Source organism: Citrobacter sp. RHB21-C05 (assembly GCF_013889015.1).
Lineage (GTDB): Bacteria > Pseudomonadota > Gammaproteobacteria > Enterobacterales > Enterobacteriaceae > Citrobacter_A > Citrobacter_A sedlakii.
In genome coordinates, this window is the sequence record NZ_CP057611.1 from 736670 (window position 1) to 750931 (window position 14262).

The following is a 14262-nucleotide window of genomic DNA, read 5'->3' on the forward strand; positions in this document are numbered from 1 at the left end:
GTGGCGTTAACGCTGACCGGGCCTGATACAAAGTCAAGCTCCAGGCCGGGTAAGGCGTCGCCGCCCGGTTTTTTACAGGTCCACCAACCCTTCTTCGGTTTTCAGCCAGCGTGGCGCTTTTAGCGTATCGGCAAAAAAGATGACCAGATCCTGCAATAAATCACCGGCTACCCGCTCCATCTCCGCGGAAAGCGTTTTGCTCATCAACAACTGCGTTAACAGCTGGCAGTAGCGTCCGGTCTGATCCGCTTCCGGCGCGAAAAGAGGAAAACGCGTCGGCAAGGTGTCAACCGTCAGGCTGTCTTTCAAATGCGCGGGCACAGGCTCGGTTAGCGTGGGCTGTAACAACGCGAGACAGGCGGACAGACGTGCGCAGATAGCCAGTTTCTCCACCGGGTTATGGCATTCGACCAACGCTTCTGTAAAGCGCTCGCAGTTATCCGCCAGTTCGGTGAAATCCGTGGCATGGTTAAACGGCAGGGTAAATAAAGAGTGTGAAAAAAGCGGGGTAGTGTCCATTAGGGACGTCTCCAGTATGTCGTATTTAAACCACCACTGGAGAGGCTAATCTCGCGGGTGGTGGTGCCGGACGGAGTTAGCCTTACCGGTCATACTGGATACCGGCGCGTCTTGCGACGCCCCCGACCGGCCCACCATTGAGGCGAGACCAGTCGCACGACATAGAAGTATATATCGCCAGTATGATTTTCAGAAGGCTAATTCCGGCACCTGATTTTGCAGGTGCGGCAAGAAGATACCGCTTAACCATGACGCTGACAAGAGGGTATTCTGGAAGGCGACTCGCAAAATTAACCTATTGATATAGCTGATGATTCTTCCCGGAGGCGCTACGTTTACCGGGCCTGGAATAACCGCAAGCCGCAAACCACGAATCATGAACTCCAGGCCGGGTGAGGCATCGCCGCCATCCGGCATTTTGACAAGTCCCCTTTCCTGTCTTCAGCAAGCGCAGCTATTTTTGCCCTTTTCGGGCCTTATTCTGAAAAAAGATGACATAAGCGTGAATAACCCTTTTTTAGTATAACCTGATGTTAAATACAGACAGCGTGTTGAAAGCCTATGACTGTATCAATTCATGCTGCTATTTAATGAATATTATTGAAGGATGGTTATGTATTATAGTGACTCAATCATTACATCAATAGAAGCTGAAAAAATTCTCGCTTTGAAGCTCGAAAGTGCACTGACTGGAGTGAAAAAAAATGTTATCGATACATTGAAACAAATGGGTGATGGTTTTACTCGTGCTACATATTATTCTTCTTGTTTTATGGAAAACTATCAGGACGTTTGCACTCGACTCAAACATGAAGATGTAAGGTTTATTTCTGGTCTTATTCAACTCGTAAAGGAACGCAATATTATTTTTCTAATGATGCGGATCTATATAGAGATTCATTTCAAGAATAAAAAAGAAGGGCAGGTGCAAAATATAGTACGAAAACTTGTAGATGCAGGGGTTCATATTTCAACAACAGGTTTAACCAATAGATTATTGATCTCCTCCGTGGCGGTCGCAATCTGTCAAAGTTTTACTTTTAATGCCCTGGTGTACAGTCGTATATCGAAGTTACGCTCGCTTATGCTAAAAGGCAGTATAACAACAACGGCAATGGCACTGAACATTTATGGGTTAGTTCAACAGGCATCAATAAGTGCGAGTAATTTGAAGAGGTTTAATGTTTACTATTATCAGGCTTTATATGAGTATCATCTGGAAATGATGTATTTATTCATAGAGCCTGTCATTACGAAGAACCCATATTTAAACCCGGCTTTTATTACAGATGATGCGTTAGTTGATTTGATCATCAGGTTAGTGAAGTGATTATATGGGTTACTTTATAAAATGGTTGAAGGAAGAGCTTTTCCTTTTTTTCTGGTCTGCGGGATGGTTGCTGTCGATTGTTGTTTTGAGCATGGTAGCAGTGTCATTTTTTCCTGATTTCGCAATTACACTGATGGGCTTTTATATTCTACTGATCATCGGTATACATATCTTTCTTTGGTTTAAATGGAAATAATTAATTGAGGGTTTTATACTATGTCAAATCCTGCATATTTATGGTTAACAGATGAAAATGGTTCCCCGGTCACGGGTTCTTGTTTGATGCCAACCCGACTCGGTTCTATAGAATTACGATCAGTGAGCCATCATGTCTGGTTACCTACAGATCAGCATACAGGAAGACTGACAGATACCAGACTCCATGCGCCTGTTCTGTTCCAGAAAGAATTTGATAAAACAACGCCACTGTTATTTCGGGCGCTTTGTGAAGGAAGAACGCTCAAATCAGCCACGATAAAAATGTACAAGATTAATGATGCAGGTATCGAAGTTGAGTATTTCAATATGCTCTTAGAGAATGTGAAAATTACTGCAATAACGCCTAATTTGCATCCCAGTGGTATGACTAATATGCATCTCGAAGAAATAAATCTCCGTTATGAAACAATTACATGGAAGCATACGGACGGAAACATTATGTATAAAGACTGCTGGAACGATCGCATAGTAGCGTGAAAAAAGTATGAAATATGAACAATACTATCTTCATGCCGGGTAAGGCGCAGCCGCCACCCGGTTTTTTCACCACTCCCACACTTTCGACGGCGTCACCACCGCAGGTAGCGGAACATCCCACTTCTCAACGGGCAGGGCTTCTACAACCTGGCAATCGTGCGCATACCCCACTGGCGTAAAACCATGCTGCTGCCAGTTTTGCAACGTGCGATCGTAAAAACCGCCGCCCATGCCTAATCGCTGACCCTGTTTGTCAAACGCCACCAGCGGGGTCACCAGCACGTCCAGATCCGCAAGCGGCAGTACGTCGCGTACGTCGAGCTTAGGTTCCTGAATTTTCAGACGGTTTGTCACCAGTTCGCTTTGCGGGTGATAGTGTAAAAACAGGAGATTGCCGGGGCTGAAAGGATGAAGAACCGGCAGATAAACGCGCTTGCCCGCGCGCCAGAGTTGCTCGATCAGCGGCTGTGTGTCGAGTTCGCCATCAAAGGATAAAAACACGGCGACCGTATGCGCCATCACCACCGGAGGATAAGCAAGCATACGGGTAGCGGCGCGCTGACCAGATTCACGTTGATATGATGGCGTCAGGGCGCGGCGGCGTAGCCGAATCATACGGCGAATGTCTTGTCTGGATAAGGAAAGTTCAGAATGTAGCGTCATGGCTGTCGCCAGATTTAAGAAGGGGAATCTCCGAGATGCCGCCGCAGGCTGTAACCCTTGAACCCTTGGTTCAAGGTGAATGTGTCGTCACAGTTTTAAGGCTTCTCGGACGAACCGAGCATGCTCACCAACCGCGGAGCGCCACATTCTTGTGGTATGAAATATCGGCTCAGGGGACTGGCCCGCTTGCAAACATCTCAGAGAAATTTTTTCTTCACGGTCACTGTACCATAGTCAACCGGGAAGTGTTATTCAAAATTTTGGCCCGTTTTTTCGGTTATGCGACCCTGATCAAGCAGTGCCTGTTCGATGGTCTGTTGTAGCATCCGAATACGCTGCTCCATGCTCGCCGCGTAGTCGCGGGTCTTCGCTTTTTCCTGAGTTAATTCGTAGCTGATGTTCAGTGCGGCAATGAAAACCAGCTGCTCAGTATTTGTGACTCTAGTGCGAACTTTTAGATCTTGCAACCGCTGATTCAGATCGTCCGCAGCCTGATTCAACGCATCCCTTTGTTCAGGCGGGCAATTCACTCGCAGTGAACGGCCAAAAATTTGGATATCGACGGGTTGTGCAGACATGCCACCTTCCTGCTGATTGACTGCGCTGCCTTCGTCTCCAGACCCGGGGTCCGCGAAGGGGCGACACTATAGCTACCCTGGTGTGAAGATACAAGCCCTTTTCTGGTATCACCAGGGTCCAAAGTGGTAGCATATCATGAATATCCTCCCTTTGATGACGAATGCGTATGTCTATACAGAACGAAATGCCTGGTTACAACGAAATGAACCAGTATTTGAACCAACAAGGGGCTGGCCTGACACCAGCCGAAATGCACGGTTTAATCAGCGGGATGATTTGCGGCGGCAACAACGACAGCTCATGGCAGCCGCTGCTTCACGACCTGACGAACGAGGGGCTGGCCTTCGGTCATGAACTGGCTCAGGCGTTGCGCAAAATGCACGCGGCCACCAGCGACGCGCTGGAAGATGACGGCTTCCTTTTTCAGCTTTATCTGCCTGAAGGCGATGACGTGAGCGTCTTCGATCGCGCCGATGCGCTGGCGGGATGGGTCAACCATTTCCTGCTCGGTCTGGGCGTGACGCAGCCTAAACTGGATAAGGTCACCGGCGAAACGGGTGAAGCCATCGACGACTTGCGTAATATCGCGCAACTTGGCTACGACGAAGATGAAGACCAGGAGGAACTGGAAATGTCCCTCGAGGAGATCATCGAGTACGTGCGCGTTGCCGCGCTGCTGTGTCACGACACTTTTACCCGACAGCAGCCGACCGCACCGGAAGTGCGAAAACCGACGCTACACTAAAAAGATAACGAAAACGGAGGCCACGTCATGACACCGCAGGAATACCAACGTCGTCGCCAGGCACTGCTGGCGCAGATGCAGCCAGGCAGCGCCGCGCTGATTTTTGCCGCACCCGAAGTCACCCGCAGCGCAGACAGCGAGTACCCGTATCGCCAGAGCAGCGATTTCTGGTATTTCACCGGTTTTAACGAGCCGGAAGCTGTGCTGGTGCTGATCAAAAGCGACGAAACCCATAACCACAGCGTACTGTTCAATCGCGTGCGCGATCTGACCGCAGAAATCTGGTTTGGTCGTCGTCTGGGGCAGGATGCCGCACCGGAAATACTGGGTGTCGATCGCGCGCTGGCCTTCAGCGAAATTAATCAGCAACTGTACCAGTTACTTAACGGGCTGGACGTGGTTTATCACGCGCAGGGCGCGTACGCTTATGCCGATGAGATCGTCTTCTCTGCGCTGGAAAAACTGCGCAAAGGGTCGCGGCAGAATCTGAAAGCACCGGCAACCCTGACCGACTGGCGTCCAATGGTGCATGAAATGCGCCTGTTTAAATCAGAAGAAGAGATCGCCGTCATGCGTCGCGCGGGCGAAATCACCGCGCTGGCGCATACCCGGGCGATGGAAAAGTGCCGTCCCGGTATGTTCGAATACCAGCTTGAAGGTGAAATCCATCACGAATTTAACCGCCACGGCGCACGTTATCCTTCTTACAACACCATTGTTGGCAGCGGTGAAAACGGCTGTATTTTGCATTACACCGAAAACGAAAGCGAAATGCGCGACGGCGATCTGGTGCTGATCGATGCGGGATGTGAATACAAAGGTTACGCGGGGGACATCACACGTACTTTCCCGGTGAATGGCAAATTCACCCCGGCCCAGCGTGAAATTTATGACATCGTGCTCGAGTCGCTGGAAACCAGCCTGCGCCTGTTCCGTCCGGGAACGTCCATACAGGCGGTCACCGGCGAGGTGGTGCGCATTATGATCACCGGACTGGTGAAGCTTGGCATCCTGCATGGCGAGGTGGAGCAATTGATTGCCGACAACGCTCATCGCCCGTTCTTCATGCATGGCCTGAGCCACTGGCTGGGTCTGGATGTGCACGATGTTGGCGAATACGGTCAGGATCGCTCGCGGATTCTGGAACCGGGGATGGTCATCACCGTTGAACCGGGTTTGTATATCGCTCCGGATGCCGATGTGCCTGACGCATACCGTGGCATTGGCATTCGTATTGAAGATGACATCCTGATCACCGAAAACGGCAACGAGAATCTCACCGCCAGCGTCGTGAAAAAAGCGGACGAGATTGAAGCGCTGATGGCGGCGGCGCGTCAGCAATGAGCGTGATTATCGTCGGCGGCGGCATGGTCGGCGCGACGCTGGCGCTGGCTATTTCGCAACTCAGTCATGGGACGCTGCCGGTACATCTGATTGAAGCGACGGCGCCGGAGGCCGATGGCCACCCCGGATTCGACGCCCGGGCGATTGCGCTGGCAGCAGGTACCTGCCAGCAACTGGCGCGAATAGGCGTGTGGCAGGCCATTGCCGACAGCGCGACCGCTATCACAAGCGTTCACGTCAGCGATCGCGGTCATGCCGGATTTGTTACCCTTCATGCTCAGGACTATCGTCTCCCGGCGCTGGGGCAGGTGGTTGAACTGCACGACGTAGGGCTGCGGCTTTTTGCCCTGCTGCGCAAAGCGTCTGGCGTTACGCTGCACTGCCCGGATCGGGTCGCCAGCGTATCGCGTACGGCGAAGCAGGTGAGCGTGACGCTGGAAAACGGTCAGACGGTTACCGGTAGCCTGCTGGTTGCCGCCGACGGCACGCGTTCAGCGCTGGCAAGCGCGTGTGGCGTTGACTGGCAGCAGGAACCGTATGAGCAACTGGCGGTGATAGCGAACGTCGCCACGTCTCTTGCGCATGACGGCCGCGCCTTTGAACGCTTTACCGCGCATGGTCCGCTGGCGATGCTGCCCATGTCTGAAGGCCGCTGTTCGCTGGTGTGGTGTCACCCGCTGGAAAAGCGCGACGAGATTCTGGCTTGGTCAGACGAACGTTTTTGCCGCGAACTGCAGACAGCATTCGGCTGGCGGCTTGGCCGGATCACGCTGGCGGGCAAACGTAATGCTTATCCGCTTGCGTTGACTACGGCGGCGAAAGCGTTTACCCATCGCACCGTACTGGTGGGCAATGCGGCGCAGACGCTACATCCAATCGCCGGACAAGGGTTTAACCTCGGGCTGCGCGATGTGATGAGTCTTGCTGAAACCCTGACGCAGGCGCAGTCTGTGGGGCAGGATATCGGCGATTACAATGTGCTTTCCGCCTATCAGCAGCGCCGCCAGCAAGACCGGAACGCCACGGTCGGCGTGACCGACGGCATGGTGCATCTGTTTGCCAATCGCTGGATACCGCTGGTGGTTGGGCGCAACGTCGGGTTAATGGCTATGGAGCTTTTTCCACCCGCCCGTGACGCTCTGGTGAAGCGCACGCTTGGCTGGGTTGCGCGATAAGTGAACCGCCATCCGGCACGATGCGCGTTAAAATGCCTGAATGAGGGCTTTATCAGGTCTGCAACAGACGAAAGACGTTTTTTTGACCAGGAGTAAACAGTGCAAAGTGTTGATGTAGCAATTGTTGGTGGAGGCATGGTTGGCCTGGCTGTCGCCTGTGGTTTACAGGGCAGCGGACTGCGCGTCGCGGTTCTTGAGCAGCGTGAACCGCAGCCTCTGGCAGCGGATGCGGCGCCAGCGCTTCGCGTGTCGGCCATCAACGCCGCCAGTGAAAAACTTCTGAGCCGTCTCGGCGTATGGTCAGAGATCGTTTCCCACCGTGTGAGCTGTTATCACGGAATGGAAGTCTGGGATAAAGACAGCTTTGGCCGTATCACGTTCGATGACAAAAGTATGGGGTACAGCCATCTCGGTCATATCGTCGAGAATGCTGTCATTCACGACGCGCTGTGGCAAAAGGCCCGACAGTCTTCCGATATCACGCTGCTGGCGCCAGCGGAGTTACAACAGGTGGCGTGGGGTGAAAACGAAGCCTTCCTGACCCTGAAGGACGGAACGATGCTCACCGCGCGTCTGGTCATTGGCGCTGACGGGGCGCATTCGTGGTTGCGTAATAAAGCGGACATTCCGCTAACCTTCTGGGACTATCGTCACCATGCGCTGGTCGCCACCATTCGTACTGAAGAAGCGCACGGCGCAGTGGCCCGTCAGGTGTTTCACAGCGACGGGATTCTCGCGTTCCTGCCGCTTAGCGATCCGCACCTGTGTTCTATCGTCTGGTCGCTTTCGCCTGAAGAGGCGGAACGGATGCAGCAGGCTGATGAGGCCGCGTTTAACCAGGCACTGACCATCGCGTTTGATAACTGCCTCGGCCTGTGCCGTGTGGAAAGCGAGCGTCAGGCGTTTCCGCTGACCGGGCGCTATGCGCGACAGTTTGCTGCGCACCGGCTGGCGCTGGTCGGCGATGCCGCCCATACCATCCACCCGCTGGCCGGTCAGGGCGTGAATCTTGGCTTTATGGATGCCGCAGAACTGATTGAGGAGCTCAAGCGCCTGCATCGTCAGGGCAAAGATATCGGTCAATATCTGTATCTGCGTCGCTACGAGCGCAGCCGCAAGCACAGCGCCGCGCTGATGCTGGCGGGTATGCAGGGTTTCCGCGAACTGTTTGCCGGTGAGAACCCGGCGAAGAAACTGCTGCGGGATATCGGTCTGAAGCTAGCCGATACCCTTCCTGGCGTAAAACCGCAGTTGATTCGTCAGGCGATGGGCCTGAACGATCTTCCCGAATGGCTACGCTGAGAATCGTCCCGATTCACAGAGTTTGAGACCCGTCACACTTCTCTCTCCCGGCGTCTTCGCCGGGGACCTTCGCTCATTTGAAATAAACTAATTTCACCCACGTTTTCGCATTAATTTTTCTAATGAAAGTGTTTTTGTGCTGCGCGATTTTTGACAATTTTTCCGCATTTAATGTTTCATTCTGCGGAGAGGGTGCGCAATTTTAAAAATAAAACACAGACAGAAGGGCATTTAAGCAGTATTTTATTTTTCTGTGCTGCTGGCGATTTTTGGTCATAAGCTAATGTGATGATTAATTTTGCCTTATGGTTAAGCGTCAGTTTCGGTGGTAAGTTCAGAGTCAAAGAGAACGTTTGCGTCGGGGTCGGGACAGGGCTCCGGCGCCAGGTTTCGTGGTGAATATTGTCACGGCGAAATGGTTGTCAGCCCCGCTTATTCAATGAGGACAAGATGGCTCAACAGACTCCTTTGTACGAACAACACACGCTATGTGGCGCGCGCATGGTCGATTTTCATGGCTGGATGATGCCGCTGCATTATGGTTCTCAGCTTGATGAGCACCATGCGGTCCGCACCGATGCCGGCATGTTCGATGTGTCGCACATGACCATCGTCGATTTGCACGGCAGCCGCACCCGGGAGTTTTTGCGCTATCTGTTGGCGAACGATGTGGCAAAGCTCACCAAAACCGGGAAAGCCTTGTATTCCGGTATGCTTAACGCGTCGGGCGGCGTCATCGATGACCTGATTGTGTATTACTTTACCGAAGATTTCTTCCGCCTCGTTGTCAACTCCGCCACCCGCGAAAAAGACCTCTCCTGGATCTCCCAACACGCTGAACCTTACGCCATTGAGATCACCGTTCGTGATGACCTGTCGCTGATTGCCGTTCAGGGGCCGAACGCGCAGGCGAAAGCCGCCACGTTGTTCACCGACGAACAGCGTCAGGCAGTAGAAGGCATGAAACCGTTTTTCGGCGTCCAGACGGGCGATCTGTTTATCGCAACCACCGGCTACACCGGCGAAGCGGGCTATGAAATTGCGATGCCGAATGAAAAGGCCGCCGATTTCTGGCGGGCGCTGGTCGATGCTGGCGTTAAACCGTGCGGCCTCGGCGCGCGCGACACGTTGCGCCTGGAAGCGGGCATGAACCTGTACGGTCAGGAGATGGACGAAGGGATCTCCCCGCTGGCGGCTAATATGGGCTGGACGATCGCCTGGGAACCGGCTGAGCGCGACTTTATCGGTCGTGAAGCGCTGGAGATGCAGCGTGAAAAAGGCGCCGAACAACTGGTCGGTCTGGTAATGACGGAAAAAGGCGTGCTGCGCACTGCGCTGCCGGTCCGCTTTACCGATGCCCAGGGTAATCAACAAGAAGGCATCATCACCAGCGGTACGTTCTCTCCGACGCTGGGCTACAGCATTGCGCTGGCGCGTGTGCCGGAAGGCATTGGCGAGACGGCGATTGTGCAGATCCGTAACCGTGAAATGCCGGTAAAAGTGACTAAACCTGTCTTTGTGCGCAACGGCAAAGCCGTCGCGTGATTCATCCTTTTCTGGAGATTGATTGATGAGCAACGTACCCGCAGAACTGAAATACAGCAAAGAACACGAATGGCTGCGTAAAGAAGCAGATGGCTCCTACACCGTTGGCATCACTGAACACGCTCAGGAGTTGCTGGGCGATATGGTGTTTGTTGACCTGCCGGAAGTGGGCGCGACGGTCAGCGCAGGCGACGACTGCGCGGTGGCCGAGTCCGTGAAAGCGGCGTCTGACATCTACGCGCCAGTGAGCGGCGAGATTGTGGCCGTCAACGACGCGCTGAGCGACTCTCCGGAGCTGGTCAACAGCGAGCCGTATGCCGCGGGCTGGATCTTTAAGATCAAAGCCAGCGATGAGAGCGAACTGGATTCGCTGCTGGACGCCACGGCGTACGAAGCATTGTTAGAAGACGAGTAAAAACGCTGCATCCTTCACGCTGCAGGCGTGGCTTACCCCGGTCATTGACTCACCTAAGCGCCTGGGGATCCTCTGCGTCGCCGCCCTCCTGCAACGCGAATGATTCTGCATATTCGTTTTATACGCCCAGGCCCGGTAAGCGTATCGCCACCGGGCAATTGAGTTAAAGACAATCACGATTCACTGCACGTTTCAGGAACCATCGCCCATGACACAGACGTTAAGCCAGCTTGAAAACAGCGGCGCTTTCATTGAACGCCATATCGGACCGGACGCCGCGCAGCAGCAAGAAATGCTGAATACGGTTGGCGCCGAGTCGTTAAATGCGCTGATCGGCCAGATTGTGCCGAAAGATATTCAGCTTGCCACACCGCCGCAGGTGGGCGAGGCGGCGACAGAATATGCAGCGCTGGCTGAATTAAAAGCCATCGCCGGACGTAACAAGCGCTTCACCTCCTTCATTGGTATGGGTTACACCGCCGTACAGTTACCGCCGGTGATCCTGCGCAATATGCTGGAAAACCCGGGCTGGTACACCGCTTACACGCCATACCAGCCGGAAGTGTCTCAGGGCCGTCTGGAAGCGCTGCTCAACTTCCAGCAGGTAACGCTGGATTTGACCGGTCTGGATATGGCGTCTGCCTCGCTGCTCGATGAAGCGACTGCCGCAGCAGAAGCCATGGCAATGGCGAAGCGGGTGAGCAAACTGAAGAACGCCAACCGTTTCTTCGTCGCCGCTGACGTCCATCCGCAAACGCTGGATGTCGTGCGGACGCGTGCGGAAACCTTCGGTTTTGACGTGATTGTCGATGACGCCGAAAAAGTGCTGGATCATCAGGACGTCTTTGGCGTGCTGTTGCAGCAGGTCGGCACCACCGGCGAAGTGCACGATTACCGCGCGCTGATTAGCGAACTGAAGGGGCGGAAGGTGATTGTCAGCGTCGCGGCCGATTTTATGGCGCTGGTGCTGTTGACGGCGCCGGGCAAACAGGGCGCGGACATTGTGTTCGGCTCCGCCCAGCGCTTTGGCGTGCCGATGGGCTACGGCGGTCCACACGCGGCCTTCTTTGCGGCAAAAGATGAATTTAAACGCTCCATGCCGGGCCGAATCATTGGCGTATCGAAAGATGCTGCGGGTAACACCGCGCTGCGCATGGCGATGCAGACGCGCGAACAGCACATCCGTCGTGAAAAAGCCAACTCCAACATCTGTACCTCACAGGTGCTGCTGGCGAATATTGCCAGCCTGTATGCGGTATATCACGGTCCGGTTGGCCTGAAACGTATCGCAAATCGTATTCACCGCCTGACGGATATTCTGGCGGCAGGTTTGCAGCAAAAAGGGCTGAAACTGCGTCATACGCACTACTTCGATACCCTGTGTGTGGAAGTGGCAGATAAAGCCGCGGTGCTGGCGCGTGCGGAAGCCGCAGAATTTAATCTGCGCAGCGATATCATCAGCGCAGTGGGCATTACTCTGGATGAAACCACAACCCGTGAACACGTAGAGCAACTTTTTACCGTCCTGCTCGGCGACGATCACGGTCTGAACGTAGACGCACTGGACAAAGACGTCGCCCATGACAGCCGCTCTGTTCAGCAAAGTATGCTGCGTGACGACGCGATCCTGAGTCATCCGGTATTTAACCGCTATCACAGCGAAACCGAAATGATGCGCTATATGCATTCGCTGGAGCGCAAAGATCTGGCGCTGAATCAGGCGATGATCCCGCTGGGCTCCTGCACGATGAAGCTGAACGCGGCGGCAGAGATGATCCCAATCACCTGGCCGGAATTCGCTGAACTGCATCCGTTCTGTCCACCGGAGCAGGCGGAAGGTTACCAGCAGATGATCGGCCAGCTTGCCGACTGGCTGGTGAAACTGACCGGCTACGACGCCGTTTGCATGCAACCAAACTCCGGCGCGCAGGGGGAATATGCTGGTCTGCTGGCGATTCGTCATTACCATGAAAGCCGTAACGAAGGGCATCGTGATATTTGCCTGATCCCGGCCTCCGCCCACGGTACTAACCCGGCCTCTGCACAAATGGCAGGGATGCAGGTTGTGGTTGTCGCTTGCGACAAGAACGGTAACATCGATCTTGCCGATCTCCGCGCGAAGGCAGAGCAGGCGGGCGAAAATCTCTCCTGCATCATGGTGACCTACCCCTCCACCCACGGCGTGTATGAAGAGACGATCCGTGAAGTGTGCGAGATCGTCCATCAGTATGGCGGTCAGGTATACCTTGACGGGGCGAATATGAACGCTCAGGTTGGCATTACCTCGCCAGGCTTTATCGGCGCGGATGTTTCGCACCTTAACCTGCATAAAACCTTCTGTATTCCGCACGGCGGCGGCGGCCCGGGCATGGGGCCGATTGGCGTGAAAGCGCACCTGGCGCCGTTTGTGCCGGGCCACAGCGTGGTACAGATTGAAGGAATGCTGACTCGTCAGGGCGCGGTTTCCGCCGCACCGTTTGGCAGTGCGTCTATTCTGCCGATCAGCTGGATGTACATCCGGATGATGGGCGCGGAGGGCTTAAAGCAGGCAAGCCAGGTGGCGATTCTCAATGCCAACTATATCGCCAGCCGTCTGAAAGACGCGTTCCCGGTGCTGTATACCGGCCGCGACGGTCGCGTGGCGCACGAATGTATTCTCGACATTCGTCCACTGAAAGAAGAGACAGGCATCAGCGAACTGGATATTGCCAAGCGCCTGATCGACTACGGCTTCCATGCGCCGACCATGTCGTTCCCGGTAGCGGGCACGTTGATGGTGGAACCAACGGAATCTGAAAGCAAGGTCGAGCTGGATCGCTTTATCAATGCGATGCTGGCGATTCGTGCGGAGATCGATCGCGTGAAAGCGGGTGAGTGGTCGCTGGACGATAACCCGCTGGTGAACGCGCCGCATACCCAGAACGAGCTGGTGGCAGAATGGCATCACAGCTACAGCCGCGAAGTCGCGGTGTTCCCGGCGGGGGTGGCGAATAAGTATTGGCCGACCGTGAAGCGTCTTGATGATGTTTACGGCGACCGTAACCTGTTCTGCTCCTGCGTACCGATGAGCGAATACCAGTAATCATTCCGCTGTGTCAGTGACATTGTAGGCCGGGTGAGCGTCACTGCCGCTCGGCTTTTTTGTGGGGGAAAGAGTATGGGAATTGCACTGGTCACCGGCGCCAGCCGGGGAATTGGCAGGGCCACCGCGCTGAAACTGGCGTGCGAAGGTTATACCGTCGCCGTGAATTTTCATCATAATATCCGCGCGGCAACCGAGGTCGTACAGGCGATAACGGCCGCGGGCGGCAAGGCTTTTGCCTTGCGCGCTGACATTAGCGACGAGGCGCAGGTCGTGGCGATGTTCGCCGCTATCGATAGTGAAAACGAGCCGCTAACCGCGCTGGTCAATAATGCAGGTATCCTGTTTGAACAAAGCACGGTTGAGTATCTGACCGCTGAGCGGATCAACCGCGTGCTGGCAACTAACGTGACGGGGTATTTTCTCTGCTGTCGTGAAGCGGTTAAACGCATGTCGTTCAGGCACGGAGGCAAAGGCGGGGCGATTGTGAATGTGTCCTCTGCGGCGTCACGATTAGGTGCGCCGGGGGAATATGTGGATTATGCGGCGTCAAAAGGCGCCGTCGATTCCCTTACGACGGGATTATCGCTGGAAGTGGCGGCGCAGGGCATCCGCGTCAACTGCGTTCGTCCTGGACTGATTTATACCGATATTCATGCTTCCGGCGGCGAGCCCGGGCGGGTGGATCGGGTGAAGTCAATGCTGCCAATGCAGCGCGGTGGTCAGCCGGAAGAGGTGGCGCAGGCGATCGTCTGGCTATTAAGTGAGAAGGCGTCATACGTGACGGGGAGTTTTCTGGAACTGGCCGGGGGGAAGTAAATCCCACCGCGGCCCTGTCCAGGCCGGGTCAGGCGAAGCCGCCACCCG

General features: G+C 54.6%; 14 protein-coding genes and 1 other RNA gene. 10 read left to right on the forward strand and 5 right to left on the reverse strand.

Annotated features, from left to right (window positions below; all coding sequences use genetic code 11):
- Positions 1–72: 72 nt before the first annotated feature.
- Entirely contained in the window at positions 73–519 is a 447-nt protein-coding gene (locus tag HVX72_RS03505; protein WP_181822552.1) for a hypothetical protein, read from the reverse strand.
- A 189-nt stretch (positions 520–708) separates the two neighbouring features.
- The gene (locus tag HVX72_RS03515; protein ID WP_181822553.1) at positions 709–936 is read right to left on the reverse strand and encodes a hypothetical protein; all 228 of its coding nucleotides are present in this window, start codon (positions 934–936) and stop codon (positions 709–711) included.
- 196 nt (positions 937–1132) lie between these two features.
- On the opposite strand from HVX72_RS03515, the gene HVX72_RS03520 reads away from it, so the two are divergent.
- Together HVX72_RS03520 and tssD are read left to right on the forward strand one after the other, a co-directional pair.
- On the forward strand, positions 1133–1849 hold the full coding sequence (locus HVX72_RS03520; protein ID WP_181822554.1) for a hypothetical protein: 717 nt from the start codon (positions 1133–1135) through the stop codon (positions 1847–1849).
- 216 nt (positions 1850–2065) lie between these two features.
- Positions 2066–2545 carry a type VI secretion system tube protein TssD gene (tssD, locus tag HVX72_RS03525; RefSeq protein WP_181822555.1) on the forward strand — a complete coding sequence of 160 codons (480 nt, stop codon included), beginning with the start codon at positions 2066–2068 and terminating at the stop codon, positions 2543–2545.
- Between the two features lie 66 nt (positions 2546–2611).
- On the opposite strand, the gene HVX72_RS03530 is transcribed toward tssD, so the two are convergent.
- From HVX72_RS03530 to zapA, 3 genes are all read right to left on the reverse strand, one after another.
- Entirely contained in the window at positions 2612–3208 is a 597-nt protein-coding gene (locus HVX72_RS03530; RefSeq protein WP_181822556.1) for a 5-formyltetrahydrofolate cyclo-ligase, read from the reverse strand.
- Between the two features lie 23 nt (positions 3209–3231).
- A non-coding RNA gene (gene ssrS, locus HVX72_RS03535) (6S RNA) lies at positions 3232–3415 on the reverse strand.
- Positions 3416–3456: 41 nt separating this feature from the next.
- Positions 3457–3786, reverse strand: coding sequence for a cell division protein ZapA (zapA, locus tag HVX72_RS03540; RefSeq protein WP_006686880.1), 330 nt, complete (start codon positions 3784–3786; stop codon positions 3457–3459).
- A 167-nt stretch (positions 3787–3953) separates the two neighbouring features.
- On the opposite strand from zapA, the gene ygfB reads away from it, so the two are divergent.
- The 8 genes from ygfB (at position 3954) to HVX72_RS03580 (ending at position 14214) form a co-directional block, all read left to right on the forward strand.
- Positions 3954–4532, forward strand: coding sequence for a UPF0149 family protein YgfB (ygfB, locus tag HVX72_RS03545; RefSeq protein WP_131729030.1), 579 nt, complete (start codon positions 3954–3956; stop codon positions 4530–4532).
- A gap of 27 nt (positions 4533–4559) precedes the next feature.
- A complete protein-coding gene (pepP, locus tag HVX72_RS03550; protein ID WP_181822557.1) occupies positions 4560–5876 on the forward strand; it encodes a Xaa-Pro aminopeptidase in 1317 nt (438 codons plus the stop codon).
- Positions 5873–7051, forward strand: a complete 1179-nt coding sequence (gene ubiH / locus HVX72_RS03555; protein WP_181822558.1) for a 2-octaprenyl-6-methoxyphenyl hydroxylase — start codon at positions 5873–5875, stop codon at positions 7049–7051. The genes pepP and ubiH overlap by 4 nt, the downstream gene beginning before the upstream one ends.
- Positions 7052–7150: 99 nt before the next feature.
- The gene (gene ubiI / locus HVX72_RS03560; RefSeq protein WP_181822559.1) at positions 7151–8353 is read left to right on the forward strand and encodes an FAD-dependent 2-octaprenylphenol hydroxylase; all 1203 of its coding nucleotides are present in this window, start codon (positions 7151–7153) and stop codon (positions 8351–8353) included.
- A 450-nt stretch (positions 8354–8803) separates the two neighbouring features.
- Positions 8804–9898: a glycine cleavage system aminomethyltransferase GcvT gene (gcvT, locus tag HVX72_RS03565; RefSeq protein ID WP_042292164.1), complete on the forward strand. Its 1095-nt coding sequence runs from the start codon at positions 8804–8806 to the stop codon at positions 9896–9898.
- Positions 9899–9923: 25 nt separating this feature from the next.
- Positions 9924–10313 carry a glycine cleavage system protein GcvH gene (gene gcvH, locus HVX72_RS03570; RefSeq protein WP_042292161.1) on the forward strand — a complete coding sequence of 130 codons (390 nt, stop codon included), beginning with the start codon at positions 9924–9926 and terminating at the stop codon, positions 10311–10313.
- Between the two features lie 208 nt (positions 10314–10521).
- On the forward strand, positions 10522–13395 hold the full coding sequence (gene gcvP / locus HVX72_RS03575) for an aminomethyl-transferring glycine dehydrogenase (RefSeq protein ID WP_181822560.1): 2874 nt from the start codon (positions 10522–10524) through the stop codon (positions 13393–13395).
- Between the two features lie 75 nt (positions 13396–13470).
- A complete protein-coding gene (locus HVX72_RS03580) occupies positions 13471–14214 on the forward strand; it encodes an SDR family oxidoreductase (protein ID WP_060569473.1) in 744 nt (247 codons plus the stop codon).
- Positions 14215–14262 lie beyond the last annotated feature (48 nt).